13 protein-coding genes and 1 rRNA gene are annotated in these 16,549 nt (G+C 73.5%); 3 read left to right on the top strand and 11 right to left on the bottom strand.

Features of this window, described 5'->3' with window-relative positions; genetic code table 11:
- Positions 1–74: 74 nt before the first annotated feature.
- The 3 genes from ACIBF8_RS30910 to recN form a co-directional block, all read right to left on the bottom strand.
- On the bottom strand, positions 75–1,016 hold the full coding sequence (locus tag ACIBF8_RS30910; protein WP_396787443.1) for a copper transporter: 942 nt from the start codon (positions 1,014–1,016) through the stop codon (positions 75–77).
- Positions 1,017–1,043: 27 nt separating this feature from the next.
- Complete coding sequence (gene steA, locus ACIBF8_RS30905) at positions 1,044–2,222, bottom strand: putative cytokinetic ring protein SteA (RefSeq protein ID WP_396787442.1); 1,179 nt, start codon at positions 2,220–2,222, stop codon at positions 1,044–1,046.
- Positions 2,223–2,341: 119 nt separating this feature from the next.
- The gene (recN, locus tag ACIBF8_RS30900; RefSeq protein WP_396787465.1) at positions 2,342–4,099 is read right to left on the bottom strand and encodes a DNA repair protein RecN; all 1,758 of its coding nucleotides are present in this window, start codon (positions 4,097–4,099) and stop codon (positions 2,342–2,344) included.
- 89 nt (positions 4,100–4,188) lie between these two features.
- On the opposite strand from recN, the gene ACIBF8_RS30895 reads away from it, so the two are divergent.
- A complete protein-coding gene (locus ACIBF8_RS30895; RefSeq protein WP_396787441.1) occupies positions 4,189–5,208 on the top strand; it encodes a helix-turn-helix domain-containing protein in 1,020 nt (339 codons plus the stop codon).
- 81 nt (positions 5,209–5,289) lie between these two features.
- On the opposite strand, the gene ACIBF8_RS30890 is transcribed toward ACIBF8_RS30895, so the two are convergent.
- The 5 genes from ACIBF8_RS30890 to ACIBF8_RS30870 form a co-directional block, all read right to left on the bottom strand.
- Positions 5,290–9,015 carry a S8 family serine peptidase gene (locus ACIBF8_RS30890; protein ID WP_396787440.1) on the bottom strand — a complete coding sequence of 1,242 codons (3,726 nt, stop codon included), beginning with the start codon at positions 9,013–9,015 and terminating at the stop codon, positions 5,290–5,292.
- A 158-nt stretch (positions 9,016–9,173) separates the two neighbouring features.
- Positions 9,174–10,058 carry an NAD kinase gene (locus ACIBF8_RS30885; protein ID WP_396787439.1) on the bottom strand — a complete coding sequence of 295 codons (885 nt, stop codon included), beginning with the start codon at positions 10,056–10,058 and terminating at the stop codon, positions 9,174–9,176.
- A 109-nt stretch (positions 10,059–10,167) separates the two neighbouring features.
- Positions 10,168–11,028 (bottom strand): TlyA family RNA methyltransferase, encoded by an 861-nt coding sequence (locus tag ACIBF8_RS30880; protein WP_396787438.1) that lies wholly within the window; start codon positions 11,026–11,028, stop codon positions 10,168–10,170.
- A 38-nt stretch (positions 11,029–11,066) separates the two neighbouring features.
- Positions 11,067–11,378, bottom strand: coding sequence for a hypothetical protein (locus tag ACIBF8_RS30875; protein ID WP_396787437.1), 312 nt, complete (start codon positions 11,376–11,378; stop codon positions 11,067–11,069).
- Positions 11,375–12,010: a phasin family protein gene (locus ACIBF8_RS30870; protein WP_396787436.1), complete on the bottom strand. Its 636-nt coding sequence runs from the start codon at positions 12,008–12,010 to the stop codon at positions 11,375–11,377. Before ACIBF8_RS30870 ends, ACIBF8_RS30875 begins: the two co-directional genes overlap by 4 nt.
- 111 nt (positions 12,011–12,121) lie before the next feature.
- Between ACIBF8_RS30870 and ACIBF8_RS30865 the strand changes: the two genes are divergently transcribed.
- Positions 12,122–12,460 carry an SCP2 sterol-binding domain-containing protein gene (locus ACIBF8_RS30865; RefSeq protein WP_396787435.1) on the top strand — a complete coding sequence of 113 codons (339 nt, stop codon included), beginning with the start codon at positions 12,122–12,124 and terminating at the stop codon, positions 12,458–12,460.
- Positions 12,461–12,471: 11 nt separating this feature from the next.
- Here the strand turns inward: ACIBF8_RS30865 and ACIBF8_RS30860 are convergent, their stop codons facing one another.
- Entirely contained in the window at positions 12,472–13,503 is a 1,032-nt protein-coding gene (locus ACIBF8_RS30860) for an HAD-IIA family hydrolase (protein WP_396787434.1), read from the bottom strand.
- Positions 13,500–14,534 carry a hypothetical protein gene (locus ACIBF8_RS30855; RefSeq protein ID WP_396787433.1) on the bottom strand — a complete coding sequence of 345 codons (1,035 nt, stop codon included), beginning with the start codon at positions 14,532–14,534 and terminating at the stop codon, positions 13,500–13,502. Before ACIBF8_RS30855 ends, ACIBF8_RS30860 begins: the two co-directional genes overlap by 4 nt.
- Here ACIBF8_RS30855 and ACIBF8_RS30850 point away from each other — a divergent pair.
- The gene (locus ACIBF8_RS30850) at positions 14,490–16,370 is read left to right on the top strand and encodes a hypothetical protein (protein WP_396787432.1); all 1,881 of its coding nucleotides are present in this window, start codon (positions 14,490–14,492) and stop codon (positions 16,368–16,370) included. The two genes, ACIBF8_RS30855 and ACIBF8_RS30850, sit on opposite strands and share 45 nt — an antisense overlap.
- A 90-nt stretch (positions 16,371–16,460) precedes the next feature.
- Here ACIBF8_RS30850 and rrf read toward each other — a convergent pair.
- Positions 16,461–16,549 (bottom strand): 5S ribosomal RNA (gene rrf, locus ACIBF8_RS30845); the annotation flags it as partial.

Here is a 16,549-nt window from a genome sequence, read left to right as displayed (position 1 = left end):
CGGGCCGCTGTGCCTCAGGCTGGCTCGCGCACGCGCCACCTGGTCGGATCCGGACTCGGGGGTACGTCGTTCGCTCACTGGGGCAGTCTAGGCAGCAGGGACGCGGCGTTGTCGCCGACGCCGTACTGGCCGGCCTTCTTCTCGGTGAGCTGCTGCACCAGGGCGAGGGCGGTGACCAGCTGGCCCTGCACGGTGTTGGCGTTGTCGACCGTCGAGATGGTCTGGGCGAGCACCGGATCGCCACGCACCACGGACACCAGGTTGCCCCCGGCGGAGCCGTTGCCACCCACCACGATCGACCCGGTGCGGTCGAACTGCTCGGCGATCTTGACGACCGACTCGTCCCGCTTGCCGGAGTCCTTGTCGACGTACGGCTGGCCGCTGACCACCACGACCGCCTCCGCCGAGCCGTTGACCTTGTTGTCGTCGGTGGTCAGGTACCCGGCGTTGTTGTACGCGGCGAGCACCGCCCGCCGGTCGGCGTCACTGACCGGCGCGACACCCTGGGCCCGGTCCAGCAGGACGCTGGCCAGCAACGCGCTGGAGGTCTCCACGCCGTGCCCGTTGCCGGGCAGACCGGTCGTCTGCGCGGTCGGACGGGCGGCGGTGACGGCCAGCTCCAGCAGGTTGGAGTTGTTGTCCGGGTTGACGAACTTGTCCTGCAGATCGACCCGACCGGTGACGGTCGCTCCGGCGAGCTGAAGCTTCTTGAGCACGCCCTCGGTGTGGTCGCGCCCGTTGGGCAGGGTGAGCACCAGCACCCGGCGCCCGGTGAGCGTGCCCGGCAGGACGACCTGGGACATCTCCTCGGCGAACTCTTCCTCCAGCCCCAGCTGCTTCTCCATGTTGCTGACCTGCTGACGCCAGTACTGGTTGTCCTTGCGCAGCCCGGTGACCTGCCCCTCGAGCGAGTCGGCGACCGGGCCGTTGAGGGCGGCCGTGCCGACCACCAGGCCGATCGCCAGAGCCAGGAAGACCGCGGTGAGGGACACCACGTGGTAGCGGAAGTTGATCACGCTTGCAGCCTCTTGATCGGTCGGGAACTAGAAGAGCCGGTACAGCTGGAACACGAAATTGTCCCACCACTCGGCGACCACGCCCAGGTACGCCTTCCCGACGGTGGACACGGCCACCGCGGACGCCATCGCCGCGATCGCCGACAGCACCAGCAACAGCAACGACGAGCCGGAGATGCTCTGCCGGTAGAGCCGGCTCACCCCCTTGGCGTCGACCAGCTTGCCACCGACCTTCAGCCGGGTCAGGAACGTCGAGGCCATTCCGCCGCGACCCTTGTCGAGGAACTCGACCAGGGTGGCGTGCGTGCCGACCGCGACCAGCAGCGAGGCGCCCTTCTCGTCGGCGAGCAGCATGGCCAGGTCCTCGCTGGTCGCCGCGGCCGGGAAGGTGATCGCCGGCACACCGAGGCCATTGACCCGGGGCAGGCCGGGCGCCCGCCCGTCCGGGTACGCGTGCACGATCACCTCGGCGCCGCAGCGCAGCACGTCGTCGGTGACCGAATCCATGTCCCCGATGATCATGTCGGGGGTGTAGCCGGCCTCGACCAGCGCGTCGGCGCCACCGTCGACGCCGATGAGCACCGGCTTGAACTCCCGGATGTACGGGCGCAGCACGTCCAGGTCGGCCTTGTAGTCGTAGCCGCGCACCACGATCAGGCAGTGCCGACCCTGGATCTGGGTCTCGATGTCCGGCACGCCGACACCGTCGAGCAGCAGGTCGCGCTCCTGGCGCAGGTAGTCCATCGTGTTGGCGGCGAACGCCTCCAACTGCACCGACAGGCCCTCCCGGGCGTCGGCCATCGCCTTGGCGACCGACTCGGCGTCCTGCAGGCTGCCATGGGCCACCGGCTCGTCGCCGGCGAAGACCGTGTTGCCCTCGATGCGCACCTGGTCGCCCTCGCGGATGCGCTCGAAGACGCCCTCACCCAGGTCGTCGAGGAGCGGAATGCCGGCGGCGATCAACACCTCCGGGCCGAGGTTCGGGTAACGGCCGGAGACCGAGGGCTTGGCGTTGAGCACCGCCGCGACCCCGACGGCGACGAGCGAATCGGCCGCCACCCGGTCCAGGTCGACGTGGTCGATGACCGCGATGTCACCGGGGCGCAGCCGACCGACCAGGCGTTTCGTCCGGCGATCAAGGCGCGCGGTGCCGAGGACTCTGCCCGGTTCGGAGTTCCGGTTCCGGCGCAACGTGGGTAGACGCATCGTGACCATCCTGGCATGTGAGGCAGGCTTTTCTGTCGCGACATGCCTGAGCAGGGCCGCCTACCCAGGGAAGCACACGTCGGCACAAGCCGGTGTGCTTGCGCTCACAATACGCGGCGTCACAACCGCCTTTCCTTGGCGGCCACGGCCAGAAGCTCCTCGGCGTGGGCGATACCCAGATCCGAATCGGGCAAACCTGCCAGCATGCGCGCCAACTCCCGGGCCCGCTCGGTGTCCTCGACGACCCGCACCCCGCTGGTCGTCACCGCGCCGCCGGTGTCCTTCGCCACCACCAGGTGCCGGTCGGCGAACGCGGCCACCTGCGGCAGGTGCGTGACGACCAGCACCTGGTGGCTGCGGGCCAGCCGGGCCAGCCGACGACCGATCTCGACCGCCGCCTGACCGCCGACCCCCGCGTCGACCTCGTCGAAGACCAACGTGGGCGGGCCGCCCGAGCCGGCGAAGACGACCTCGATGGCGAGCATCACCCGGGACAGCTCACCGCCCGAGGCGCCCCGCTGCAACGGCAGCGACGGCGCACCCGGGTGGGCCAGCAACCGCAGCTCCACCTCGTCACCACCGTCGGGGGTGACACCCACCTCGACGCCGTTGACGGCCAGCGTCGGCTCGGCCCGCCCGGCCGGGCGGGGCAGCACCGCCACCTCGATCCGCGCGTGCGGCATGGCCAGCCCGGCCAGCTCGACGGTGACCTGGTCGGCGAAGCGGATCGCCGCCTCCTGGCGGGAGGTGGACACCCGCCCGGCCAGATCGGCCACCTCGACGGCGAGCCGCTGGCCCTCCCGCTCCAACTCGTCGAGCAGGTCGTCGGAGGTGTCCAGGTCGGACAGTCGGGTCCGCGCCCGATCGGCCCAGGCGATCACTCCGTCGACGTCGTCGGCGTACTTGCGGGTCAGCGCGCGCAGCGCCGCCCGCCGCTCGTAGACGTGCTGCAACCGGGCCGGGTCCGCGTCCAGCGTCGCCAGGTACGCCGACAGCTCCGCGGACACGTCGGTGACCAGCGTGGCCGCCTCCTCCAGGCGGGCCGCCAGCTCACCCAACGCCGGATCGGTGCCGGCCTGCGCCTCCAGGGTCCGCCGGGCGGTGCCGAGCAGCGCCGCCGCGTCCGGGGTCTCGTCGGCGGCCTCCGCGCCACCGGCCACGCACTGCTGGGCGATCTGCGCGGCCGTCCGCAGGCCCTCGGCGTGCTCCAGCCGCTGCGCCTCGGTCTTCAGCTCGTCGTCCTCACCGGGCTGCGGATCGACCCGGGTGATCTCGTCGAGGCCCAGCCGCAGCAGGTCGGCCTCCTGGTTGCGCTCGCGGGCGTTGCGACGCCGGTCGGCCAGGTCGTCGACCACCCGACGCCACCCGGTGTACGCCTCGCGCAGCGCGTCGAGCAGCTTCTCGTGCGCGGGGCCGGCGAACCGGTCCAGCGCGGCCCGCTGCTCGGCCGGGCGCAGCAGCCGCAGCTGGTCGGACTGGCCGTGCACGGCCACCGCCTGCTCGCCGACCTCACCGAGCATCGACACCGGCATGCTCCGGCCGCCGACGTGGGCGCGGGAGCGCCCCTCCACCGTGACCGTGCGGCTCAGCAGCACCGAGCCGTCCTCGTCGGGCTCGCCACCGGCCTCGGTGATCCGCGCGTGCACGGCGTCGGCGACCCGCCCGTGCAGGCGCAGCCGCCCCTCCACGACGGCCCGGCCGGGTTGGGCACGGACCCGCCCGGCGTCGGCCCGGCCGCCAAAGAGCAGGCCGAGGCCGGTGACCACCATCGTCTTGCCCGCACCGGTCTCGCCGGTGATGACGTTCATGCCGCCGGTCAACGGCAGCGTGGTGTCCTCGATGACGCCCAGTCCGGTGATGCGCAGCTCTTCCAGCACAGCCACCGACAGTAGACGCGAGCCCCGACAGTTGACCAGCCGACGGGCCCGGGTACGGCCCCTACCTGGCCGACGTACAGTTCTGCCCCGTGTTGGACGTGATCGGCCTGACCTCGGCTGAGGAGGAGCTCTACCGCTGCCTGCTCCAGCTCGGCACGGCCCGCATCGACGAGTTGGCCCGTCGCCTGCACCGGCCCCGCGAGCAGGTCGTCGCCCAGGTCGAGGCGTTGCGGGGCAAGGGCCTCGTGCAGCCCACCGGCAACGACCCGGACGCACCGCTGCGCCCGACCGCCCCGGATGTCGCCCTGGGTGGGACGCTGCTGCGCCGTCAGGAGGACCTGGAAGCGGCCCGGCGACGGATCACCCAACTGGCCGAGGAGTACCGCTCCGGGCTGCGCCGGCACCACGTCGACCACCTGGTCGAGGTGATCACCGGCGCGCGGGTGCTGCGGGACCGCCTGCGCGACCTGCAGAACTCGGCGCGAAGCGAGGTGCTCTGGTTCTGCCGGGCCAACCCCCTCGCCATGGCCGGCCCGGAGAATCTCGAGGAGTTCGACGCGCTGGCCCGGGGGGTGAGCTACCGGGCCATCTACGAACGTGACCTGCTGCTGGAGCCGGGCGCGTTGGCCGACCTGGCCAAGGGGGTCGCCGCCGGCGAACAGGCCCGCGTCCTGGACCGGTTGCCGGTCCGACTGGCCATCGTGGACGCCCGCACGGCCATCTGCCCGTTGGTGCCGGACCGGGACGGGGGCGAACCGAGCGCCGCCGTGATCGGCCGCAGTCAACTGCTCGACGCGCTGCTCGCCCTCTTCGAGAGTCACTGGCGGGTGGCCACCCGGCTACGCCTCGACGACCCCCTCGCCGTCGCGACGCCGGAGAGTCGCCGGCCGGAGCCCGAGGACCATCCGGGCGGCGGTTACCAGCCGAGCGCCGACGAGGCGCGGCTGCTGTCGCTGTTCGTGGCGGGCGTACCGGACAAGTCCATCGCCTCCCAACTCGGGGTGAGCCGGCGGACCGTGCAGCGGCGGATCGCCGACCTGATGGCCGCCGCCGGCGTGGACACCCGACCCGGGTTGGCGTTCCAGGTGGCCCGACGCGGCTGGCTCTGACGCGGAAAGGGTCCGCCGTCGATCGACGGCGGACCCCTCAACCGCAAGGGCGGGACGGCCAGGCCGCCCCGCCCGGCCCGATCAGCGCAGCCCGTACGCCTGGAGCACCGTCTGGTCGACGGTGTTCCCGGCCCGGTCGGCGGCGTGCACCCGCAGCGACACCGTTCCGCGCCCCGCTGGCACGGTCGCGGTGTACCGGGTGCCCGACCCCTTCGTCGGCGCGTTGCGCCAGGTGACGCCCCCGTCGAAGGAGACCTGCACCCGGACGCTGGTACCGGTCGGCGCGGGCACCCCGGCCGGCTGGCGCAGGGTCAGCCCCAGCTGGTGCGGCCGGTTGCCGCGGACCGTGCCGAACTGGTCGGCCGGCACCCGGTAGTCCACCTGCAGCAACGACAACGGCGTGGTGGCGTCGCCCACCGGTCGGGCCGAGGTGAACTCCCAGGCCGTATCGGTCCGGGTGCCGTAGCGCCACTCCGGCGAGGACCGCCGCGTGGTCAGGTCCAACCGGTAGCGGGCCGCCCCGGCGGTCGTGAGCACCGGCGCCCACCCACCGGTCAGGTCAGCGATCTGCTGCCCGTTACGGCTGAGCCGAGCCTCGACGGCGTCCGACTCCTCGCTGCCACCGGCCGCACCGTAGTGGCCCTCGGCGTCGACGAACTCAGCCACCCGCAGGTCCAGCGTGTCGGCGGTACGGGTGGGCACCGGCACCCCGTGGCCGGCCGGCACGGCGGGCCGGATCACCGGGGCGTGCCAGGTCTCGGTGACCCGGTCGGTGCCGGCGTACTGCCGGGGCTGTTCGGCCAGGCCACCGGTCAACTGCCCGTCAGCCATGAACGTGATCTTGTGCAGGACCCGGTGCTGCCACCAGGAGTCGTCGGCGCTGACGAACTCCTGCCGGGTGCTGCCGGCACGCACCAGCCGCTGGTTGTCGTTCCAGGACGCCTCCTGCCACGGCCGCCAACCGAAGCGTTGCTCGCTGGCCCACTCACCACCGACGCCGCCGTAACTGGCGGTCACCTCGGCGGTGTTCTGCGCGGTGACCTTGTGCGTGATCCGCTCCGGGACCCGGCCCTTCGATACCTGCCACACGTCGTACAGGTACGGGCTCTGCACAGTCAACGTCAGATCCAGCGTCGTGCGGCCCCGCTTGGCGGCCGCGATCACCTTCTGCCCGTCGTCGTACGCCACTGCCATCGCCGGGATGGGCAGCCGGTCGCCCAACGGCGTCCAGGACGTCCACGCGCTCTGGTCGGCCGGTCGGACGATGAGCGCCACCTTCGCACCGGCGGCGGCCGCCGCCGCGATCTGGTCCTCCTCCGAGGCGTCCGGGCTGGTGGTGAGCAGCGCCGCCGCGCCGCGCACCCGGGCAAGCTCCGCGGGGGTGCCGGTGCCGGCCCAGACCAACGGCAGCTTCCGCCGGTCGGACGGCGCCGGCGAGTAGCCCATGAGGTTGATGTCCAGCGGACCGGACACCCCGCTGATCTTCGCGTCCACCAGCGGTGCGACCAACTGCCAGCGCGACGAAAACTCGAACTCGCCCTTGCGCACCGGGCGGGTCGGCGTGACGTTGACCTGCTGGATGGTGCTGAAGGTCATCACCCCGTGGTCGACCTGCCGGCCGTTGCCGAAGACCCGGTGCTCGTAGAAGCTGATCGTCGACCGCTGCTCGGCGGGCTTGGGCGTCTCGATCCGCACCGGGGTGCCCTTGCGCGGGTCGAGAACCACGGTGAGATCCCGGTCGACCAGCAGCTCCGGGTCGGTGACCAGGGTGATCTGCTCGTCCAGCGGGGCGCCGTGCTCGATCAACGCCTGGATCAGGTAGGGGCCCTCCTCGACCTGGAGCTGCACCTCACCGCCGACCCAGCCGAGCCAGTCGGATTCGGGATTCTCGCCGAAGAGGGTGAGCACCGACGCGAGGCCCGGCTGCCCCTGCGGGTCCAGCGCCCGCACGGTCACGGTGTGCAGCGGACCGCTGAGGGTGAGCGCGACGGCGGTGCGCACCGCGACGCCGTCCGCGCCGGTGGCGACCAGCCACCCGCTGTGCAGACCCCGGTCCAGCTTCGCCGGGTCCGCCCGCAGCGGCACGGCGACGCTACCGCCGGCCGGCACGGTCACCTCGGTACCGCCGACCGCCACCCCGTCGGTCTCGGCCGCACGGGTGTCCAGGTTGCGCAGTTCCAGGGCCAACCGCAGGGTCTGCGGGGACGTGCCGCCGTTGGTGTACGTCACGGTCCGCTCGACCGTCGCGCCACCGGTGCTGACCCGGCCGAAGTCGGCGGTCCCGGAGGAGTACACCCGCTGGCCGAGCGCCCGGGCCACATCGACCCGGCCGGCGCCCTGCTCGAACACGGTCAGCGCCGGGTTCGCCTTCGTGGTGCTGACCAGCGCGTCCTTGAGTTTCCCGGCGGTCCAGTCGGGGTGCTCCTGGGCGAGGATCGCCGCCGCTCCGGCCACGTGCGGGGTGGCCATCGAGGTGCCGGACGCGGTCGTGTAGGCGTCGTCCACCGGCGTACCCATGGCGGTGCCGGCGGCTCGGGCGGCGACGATGCCGACGCCCGGGGCGGTGATCTCGGGCTTGAGGCCGTTGTCGCCGAGGCGCGGGCCCCGGCTGGAGAACTCCGCCAGGTTGTCGGCGCGGTCCACCGCGCCGACGGTGAGCGCGGCCGCGGCCGCGCCGGGTGCGCCGACGGTACGCGCGGCGCCCGAGTTGCCGGCGGCGACCACGAAGAGCGCGCCGGTCTCGGCGGTCAGGTCGTTCACCGCCTGGCTCATCGGGTCGGTGCCGTCGGTGGGGTCGCCACCGAGGCTCATGCTGACCACCTTCGCGCCGGAGTGGGCGGCCCACTCCATGCCCGCGATGATGGACGAGCTGTAGCCGGAGCCACCGTCGTCGAGCACCTTGCCGACCAGCAACCGCGCGCCCGGGGCGACGCCCTTGCGTTTCCCGTCGGACGCCGCCCCGCTGCCGGCGATGGTGGCGGCCACGTGGGTGCCGTGGCCGTGCCCGTCCCGGGCGCTGCCGCTGCCGGAGAAGTCCTGCGCCTCGGCGATCCGACCGGCCAGGTCGGGATGGGTGGCGTCGACACCGGTGTCGAGCACCGCCACCTTCACGCCGGCACCGTCCCGGCCGGCGGCCCAGGCGATCGGGGCGCCGATCTGCGGCACGCTGTGCTCCAGCGTCGGGCGGACCTTCCCGTCCAGCCAGATCCGGGCGACACCGCCGCCGAGCCGGACCGGCGAACCGGCGGTGGCCCGCTGCCCGGGCCCGCCGCGCAGCGACGTCCACAGGCCACCCAGGTCACCCTTGCCGACCCGCAGCGCGGCGCCGTTGATGCTCTCCAGGGGACGCGCGTCGGTGGCGCCGGCCAGCGGCCTGACCCGCCCGGCGGCCGGCTCCTGGTAGCGGACGATCAGCGGCAACGCGCCCTGCGCGGCGTCGCCGTACCCGTCGGCGACCAACTCCTGCACGTCGAACAGGTTGGGGTCGAGCACCCCCGCGGAGAGGTACGGCATGACGTCGCTGGGCAGCACCCGCAGCCCGCCGTCGACCTCCACGGTCTGGAAGATGATCCGCTCTCGACCCGGGCCGCGCCGGACGCTGGCGGTGACCCGGCCGGGCGCGGCCTGGACCAGGTCGACCTGGTCGCCGGTGATCAGGGTGATGCGGACGGGCGCGACGCCCGAGGCGGGCGTGCCAGAGTGCGGGTCGGTGGGCCGGGCGGACGGGGCGGCGGACGCCGGTGCGGCGAGGCCGACCACCAACGCGCCGACCGCGCCGACGGCGAGCCAGCGTGGGGACCAGTGCATGCGATGTGCTCCTCTACTCCTCCAGGCCCGTCATCCGCAGATGAGGGCCGATCGGAGTCTGCGACGGAGCGCGTCACCCGGTCACTAGTCGCCGGCCGCCGCAGCGGCGACATGTCGTCAGGTGGACAACTGACGTCCACCGACGGTGTGTGCCACGATCACCGGCGGCTGCCGCGCCACCCGTGCACGGGAAGACCGAACTTGGCCACCAGGCGGTCGGTGAACGGGCGGGGCCGCAGCCGCACGATGCGCACCGGTAGGGCGCCCCGGCGCACCGTCACCCGGGCGCCGGGTGGCAGGTCGTAGACCCGCCGGCCGTCGCAGGAGAGCACGGCGAGGGTGGTGAACGGGTCGACGGTGATCACGAAGGTGGAGGTCGGGGCCGTGACCAGCGGGCGGCTGAACAACGCGTGCGCGCTGATCGGCACCAGCAGCAGCGCCTCCACCTCCGGCCACACCACCGGGCCGCCACCGGAGAACGCGTACGCGGTGGAGCCCGTGGGCGTGGCGCAGACGACACCGTCGCAGCCGTAGCGCGACAGCGGTCGGCCGTCCACGTCGACGAGCAGCTCGAGCATCTGCGCGCGTTCGCCCTTTTCGATGCTGATCTCGTTGAGCGCCCAGGACTCGATGGTCGGCCCGCCGTCGAACTCGGCCGTGACGTCCAGGGTCAGCCGCTCGTCGACCGTGTACTGGCGAGCGACGACATCCCGGACCGCGGTGTCCAGGTCGTCGATCTCCGCCTCCGCCAGGAAGCCCACCTTGCCGAGGTTGATGCCGAGCAGCGGCGCCTTCGCCGGCCGGGCCAGCTCGGCGGCGCGCAGAAAGGTGCCATCCCCACCGAGCGCGAAGACGATCTCGGCGCCCTCGGCGGCCTGCGGGCCGGCGACCGGCACCACGCCGGGCAGGTCGAGGTCGTCGGCCTCATCGGCGACCACCCGTACCTCGAAACCCGCGTCGATCAGATCGGCGGCGACCGACCGGGCGTGCTCCGTGCTGCGCCGACGGCCGGTGTGGGTCACCAGCAGCGCGGTCCGGCTCATCGGGCCGCCCCGCCACGCGCAACCGGACGGCGGGCCGTCACCCGCGCCGTCGCCTCGGCACGGTCGTGTGTCACCGCGCGGCCCGTCGCGGCACCCTCGCTGCGCGCGTTCACCCTGCGACCTCCTCCGCCGCCACGTCCGGCACGTCGCCGGCCGTCGTCGAGCCGTCCGGCCCGGCCGCCACCACGGCCCGCACCCGCTGCGGGTCGGCCGGTGGTGCGCCCCGGCGCAACCATACGAAGAACTCCACGTTGCCGCTCGGGCCGGGCAGGGGGCTGGCCGCCACATCGGCCAGGCCGAGACCGAGCCGCGCGGCCGTCGCGGCCACGTCCAGCACCGCTTCGGCGCGCAACTCCGGATCGCGGACCACACCGCCGGCGCCGACCCGTTCCTTGCCGACCTCGAACTGCGGCTTGACCATCAACGCCAGGTCACCGTCGTCGCGGGTGCAGCCGGCCAGCGCCGGGAGCACCAGCCGCAACGAGATGAACGACAGGTCGGCCACCGTGAGGTCGACCGGGCCACCGATCGCGTCGGCATCGAGGGTACGGACGTTGGTGCGCTCCAGAACCCGGACCCGTTCGTTCGTCCGCAGCGGCCAGGCGAGCTGCCCGTAGCCGACGTCCACGGCGACCACCTCGGCCGCGTCGGCGCGCAGCAGGACGTCGGTGAACCCACCGGTCGACGCGCCCGCGTCCAGGCAGCGCCGTCCGGCGACGTGCAGCCCACCGGGGGCGAACGCGGCCAGCGCGCCGGCGAGCTTGTGCCCGCCCCGGGAGACGTACTCCTCGGTCGGGTCCGCGCCGGTCACCAGGAGCGGGTCGGCGGGGTCGACCATGGCGGCCGACTTGCGGGCGACCACCCCGCGCAGTTGGACCCGGCCAGCCTCCACCAGCGCGGCGGCCTGCTCACGGGAGCGGGCCAGACCGCGGCGGACGAGTTCGGCGTCCAGCCGGTTACGACGTGCCATGGGTGGTTCTCCGGTCTGCTCAGTCCTGGTCGTACCGCTCAGGTCTGGTCGATGGTGGCGAGGGTTTCCCGCAGCGTCTCGTAGGCCGCCTCGTACTGGGCGATCTGGTCGGCGGGAGCGAGCGTCGCCGCGTTGGCGATGGCCCGCACGGCGGCGTCCACCGCCGGGTGCCGCGCCTCATCGTCGCCGAGGTCCAGCGGCGGCGCGGGGCGGGCACCCACCGGAGGGCCGGGCCGGGCCGGAACCGGGCCGGGGGCTGGTGGACCCGGCCGGGCCGGGAAGGAGCTACCGGCCGGCGTCGCGGGCCGGGGCGGGAAGGACCCGCCGGGCGGTGCGCCGGGCCGGGTCATTCGGCGTCGTCCGGCTGCTGCTTGCGGACCGCCTTCTTGGCCGGCATCGCCGCCGGCGTCGGGACGTCCTCGTCGGCGGTCCGACTGATCGTCGCCGGCGGCTTCTTGGCGACGGCCTTCTTCGCGACGGCCTTCTTGGCGACCGCCTTCTTCGCCACGGCCTTCTTCGCGACCGCCTTCTTCGCCACCGGCGCGGAGACCGGCGCGCCCGCCGAGCCGTCGGAGGGCACCAGGCCGGTGCCGGGCCGCGCGGTGACGGTCGGGTCGGGTTGCGGCGTGGGGCCGGGTGTCGGCGTGGGGCCGGGTGTCGGCGTGTCGGCCGACTCGGCGGACCGCGCCTCCCGGAGCTGCCGTTCCAGGTCGTGCACCCGCCGGGTCAGCTCGGCCACCTCGTCGGCGGTGGCCAGACCCACCGCGCCGAGGGCCCGGTCGACCTCGAAGCGGACCAGCTTGGTCAGGGCCTCCCGGTTGGCGGCGCCGGTGCTGACCAGTTCCTCGCCGAGGGCCTGGAGTTGGGCGGCGGTCGCGCCGCCGGAGCCGACGAGGCGACGTGCCACGTCCTGGGCCTTCTTCCGGGGCGCCTCCGCCAGGCCCATGGCCAGCTCGAGGTAGGCGCGCCACGCGTCCTGCATGCCTGAGTCCTTCCATGGGGCGGGGTGTGCAGGTGTCACGCTACCGGGCACCTCGGACCGACCCGTGCGGTACGGTGCCGAGGACGGCGTGGCGATCAGCGAGGGGGAGATGTGGCCAGCGTGGACGAGTGCCGGCAGGCGTTGCAGGAGCTGGCCGCCCGGTTGGATCACAACGCCGAGACGGTGCGCGAACGGATCGACCTGGACCGGACGCTGGCCTGCCGGATCACCGACCTGGACACGGCGTTCCACGGCCGGATCATCGGCGGTCGGCTGGTCGAGCTGACCGACGGCGACGACCCCAAAGCCAAGATCGCGCTGAGCACGTCCAGCGACGATCTGCTCGCTCTGGTCCGTGGCGACCTGGACGTCACCAGCGCGGTGACCTCCCGCCGCGTGTCGATCAAGGCCAACCCGTTCGACCTGCTGAAGTTGCGCAAGCTGCTCTGACGACCGCCCAGTCAGGCGGCAGCGGTCAGACCGAAGCTCTCCATCGCCTGGGCCGCGTCCGGGCCCACCGGACGGATCTTCGGCAGCGCCGGCTCCGATGCCGACCAGGCCACCGCGCAGAGCGCGGCCAGGGCGTCCAACTGTCGACCTGACCCGGCCAGCTCCAGCGTGCCGTTCCGGTCGGTCACGGACCAGCCGTCGGCGTCCGCCGAGCCCGGCACCCGCACCGCGGCAGCCGGGTCGAACAGCCCCGTTAGGTCCCGCGCGACGTACGTCGGCCGCCGTTGCGGCTCGGCGGCCAGCAGATCCGGTACACCGCTGACGCCGGTGAGCACGAGCAGGCTGTCCAGCCCGGCCCGGCGGGCACCCTCGATGTCGGTGTCCAGCCGGTCGCCCACCACCAGGCTCCGACCACCACCACTGCGCCGGGCGGCAGTCTCGAACAGCGCCGCCTCCGGCTTGCCGACCACCACGTCCGGGTCCCGCTCCAGCGCCGTACGCAGCACGGCGACCAGCGAACCGTTGCCGGGCAGTGGTCCCCGCCCGCTGGGCAGGGTCCGATCGGTGTTGGTGGCGATCCAGAGCGCACCCGCCCGCACCGCGATCGACGCTTCGGCCAGCTCGGCCCAGCCGACCTGCGGGCCGTACCCCTGCACCACCGCCGCCGGCTTCTCATCGGCCTGGGTGACCGGGGTCAACCCGACCGCGCGCAGCTCCGCGCGCAGCGCCTCCGCGCCGACCACCAGCACCGACGCGCCGGCGGGCAGCCGGTCGCGAAGCAACTCGGCCGAGGCGGCCGCGGAGGTGAGGACCTCCTCCGGCCGGGCCGGCACACCCATGCCGGTCAGCAGGTCGGCGACCTCGCTGGACCGGCGGGACGCGTTGTTGGTGGCGTACGCCACCGCCCGTCCCTCGGCGTGCAGCCGGGCCACCGCCTCGACGGCGCCGGGGATCGGCCGGTCGATCAGGTAGATCACCCCGTCCAGGTCGAAAACGACCAGGGTGTACCCGTCGACCAGCCGCTCCCCCACGCCCGTGCTCACCGCTGCTCCGACCCCGACTCGTCGTCCCGCGCCGCGACGGTCCCGGCCGTGTTGGCCGCGCCGCCGTTGGCCGCGCCGCCGTTCGTCACGTCGCTGTCGCCAGCGGTGTCCGTCTCGGCGTTGCCGCTCTCGGTCGGGTGACGATCCTCGTCCTCGTCGTCGAAGCCTTCGTCGTCGGCGGGACGGCCGACAGCGGCGTCCTCCTCGTCGTCGTCGAAGTCCTCGTCGTCTTCGTCGTCGTCGAAGTCCTCGTCGTCGTCCTGGTCGTCGTCGTCTTCGTCGTCGTCCTGATCGTCGTCGTCCTGGTCGTCTTCGTCGTCGTCCTCGTCGCCGGTCAGGTCCGCGTCGGGTCGGGTCGGCACCGCGCCGGGAGCGCCCGGGCCTGCGGCGATCTCCTCGGCGGTCTCGTCCTCGTCGTCGCCCTCGATGACCACGCCGTCGAGTTCGAGCAGCCGCTCGGCCGCGTCGGTCTCGCCCTCGGTGTCCACGTCGGCCGCGCGGGAGAACCACTCGCGGGCCTCCTCGCGCCGGCCCACCGCGAGCAGCGCGTCGGCGTACGCGTACCGCAGCCGGGCCGTCCACGGCACGGTGGCCTCGCTGGTGAGGTCCGGAACCTGGAGCATCGCGACCGCGGCGTCCTTCTGCCCGAGGTCACCTCGGGCGCCAGCAGCGACGATCAGCAACTCGATCGCCACGGCCTGGTCCAGCTTCTCCCGGTCCGCGCCACGGAACAGATCAATGGCCCGCTCCGGCCGGCCGAGTGCCCGCTCGCAGTCCGCGAGGACGGCCAGGTGGCTCTGCAGCCCGCTCATCCGGTGGTACGTGCGCAGCTCGGCGATCGCCGTCTGCCACTCCCCCGCGTGGTACGCGGCAAGGCCGACGGCCTCACGGACGGCGGAGATACGCGACGCGAGCCGGCGGGCGGCCAGCGCGTGCGCCAACGCCTCGGCCGGGTCCTCGTCGATCAGCTGCCCGGTCGCGACCAGGTGCCGGGCAACCGTCTCGGCGACCGGCTTGTTCAGCGAGAGCAACTCGGCACGAACGTCCTTGTCCAGGTCGGTCGCGACGATGTCGTCCGGCAGTGCCGGGGCCGAGCTACGCCCGCCCTCGAACGACTCGGAGCCGCCCGCACGGTCGTCGCGGCGGAACTCGCCCTCGCGACGCGGACGCTCGTCGGCCCGGAAACCACCGGTACGCTCGCCGCCCCGGAAGCCACCGTCACGGTCACCGCCCCGGAAGCCACCCTCACGAGGTGCGCTGGAACGCGCACCATCACGGTCCCCGCCCCGGAAGCCACCCTCGCGGGGAGCGCTGGAACGCGCACCATCGCGGTCACCGCGGAAGCCACCCTCACGGCGGTCACCGCCCCGGAAACCACCCTCGCGAGGTGCGCTGGAACGCGCACCATCACGGTCCCCGCCCCGGAAACCGCCCTCGCGGCGGTCACCGCCGCGGAAACCGCCGTCGCGGTCGCCACCACGGAAGCCACCCTCGCGCGGAGCGCTGGAACGCGCACCATCACGGTCGCCGCGGAAGCCACCCTCGCGGCGGTCACCGCCCTGGTATCCACCCTCGCGGCGGTCGCCACCCCGGAATCCACCTTCACGAGGTGCGCTGGAACGCGAACCATCGCGGTCGCCGCCCCGGAAGCCACCTTCGCGGCGGTCGCCGCCGCGGAAACCACCGTCGCGGTCGCCGCCCCGGAAGCCACCCTCACGAGGTGCGCCGGAGCGCGAGCCGTCCCGGTCCCCACCCCGGACGCCACCCTCGCGGCGGTCACCACCCCGGAAGCCACCCTCACGAGGCGGACCGGAGCGAGTACGGTCGCCGCCCTGGTACCCGCCCTCACGGCGGTCACCACCCCGGAAGCCACCTTCACGCGGAGCGCTGGAACGCGAAGCGTCGCGGTCTCCACCCCGGAAGCCACCCTCGCGGCGGTCGCCGCCCCGGAAACCACCGTCACGGTCGCCGCCCCGGAAGCCACCCTCACGAGGTGCGCTGGAACGCGAACCATCGCGGTCCCCACCCCGGTAACCGCCTTCACGGCGGTCGCCGCCCCGGAAACCACCGTCACGGTCGCCGCCCCGGAAGCCACCCTCACGAGGTGCGCTGGAACGCGAACCATCACGGTCCCCACCCCGGTAACCACCCTCACGGCGGTCGCCACCGCGGAAACCACCGTCACGGTCGCCACCCCGGAAGCCACCCTCGCGGCGGTCACCACCGCGGAAACCACCGTCACGGTCGCCACCCCGGAAGCCACCCTCACGAGGCGGACCGGAGCGAGTACGGTCGCCGCCCTGGTACCCGCCCTCACGGCGGTCACCACCCCGGAAGCCACCCTCACGCGGAGCGCTGGAACGCGAAGCGTCCCGATCCCCACCACGGAAGCCACCCTCACGGCGGTCACCGCCCCGGAAACCACCCTCGCGCGGGGCGCCCGAACGCGAACCGTCCCGGTCACCGCCCCGGAAACCGCCCTCGCGGGGGGCGCCGGACCGGAAGCCACCCTCGCGGGGGGCACCACCCGAGCGCAACCCGTCGCGGTCGCCGCCCCGGTAGCCGCCCTCGCGGGGGGCGCTGGAACGCGAGCCGTCCCGGTCCCCACCACGGAAGCCACCCTCGCGGCGGTCACCGCCCCGGAAGCCACCCTCACGGGGGGCGCTGGAGCGCGAGCTGTCCCGGTCACCACCACGGGAGCCAGAGTCGCGGCCGCCGGTGTATCCGCCTCGAGCACCACCGTTGTCGCGGTCTCCCCGGTACGGGGGCCGGTCTCGGTCATCGCGGCGCGGGCCGCGGTCGCGTGCGCCCGCACCGTCAGTACGGTCTTCGTAGCGACGGGGACGGTCTCCGCCCTGCGGTCCTGAACTCACAGGTACATCCTTCCTGATTGCGCCACCAATGGCGCTACGCAGTCGAGGGCCGACCCGGATGGGGCGGCCCTCGACTGGAAGATTGTCCGGCGGCGTCCTACTCTCCCACACCCTCACGAGTGCAGTACCATCGGCGCTGGAGGGCTTAGCTTCCGGGTTCGGAATGTAACCGG

This window comes from Micromonospora sp. NPDC050276, assembly GCF_044459545.1.
Taxonomy (GTDB): domain Bacteria; phylum Actinomycetota; class Actinomycetes; order Mycobacteriales; family Micromonosporaceae; genus Micromonospora.
This window is presented reverse-complemented; position numbering and strand designations above follow the sequence as displayed.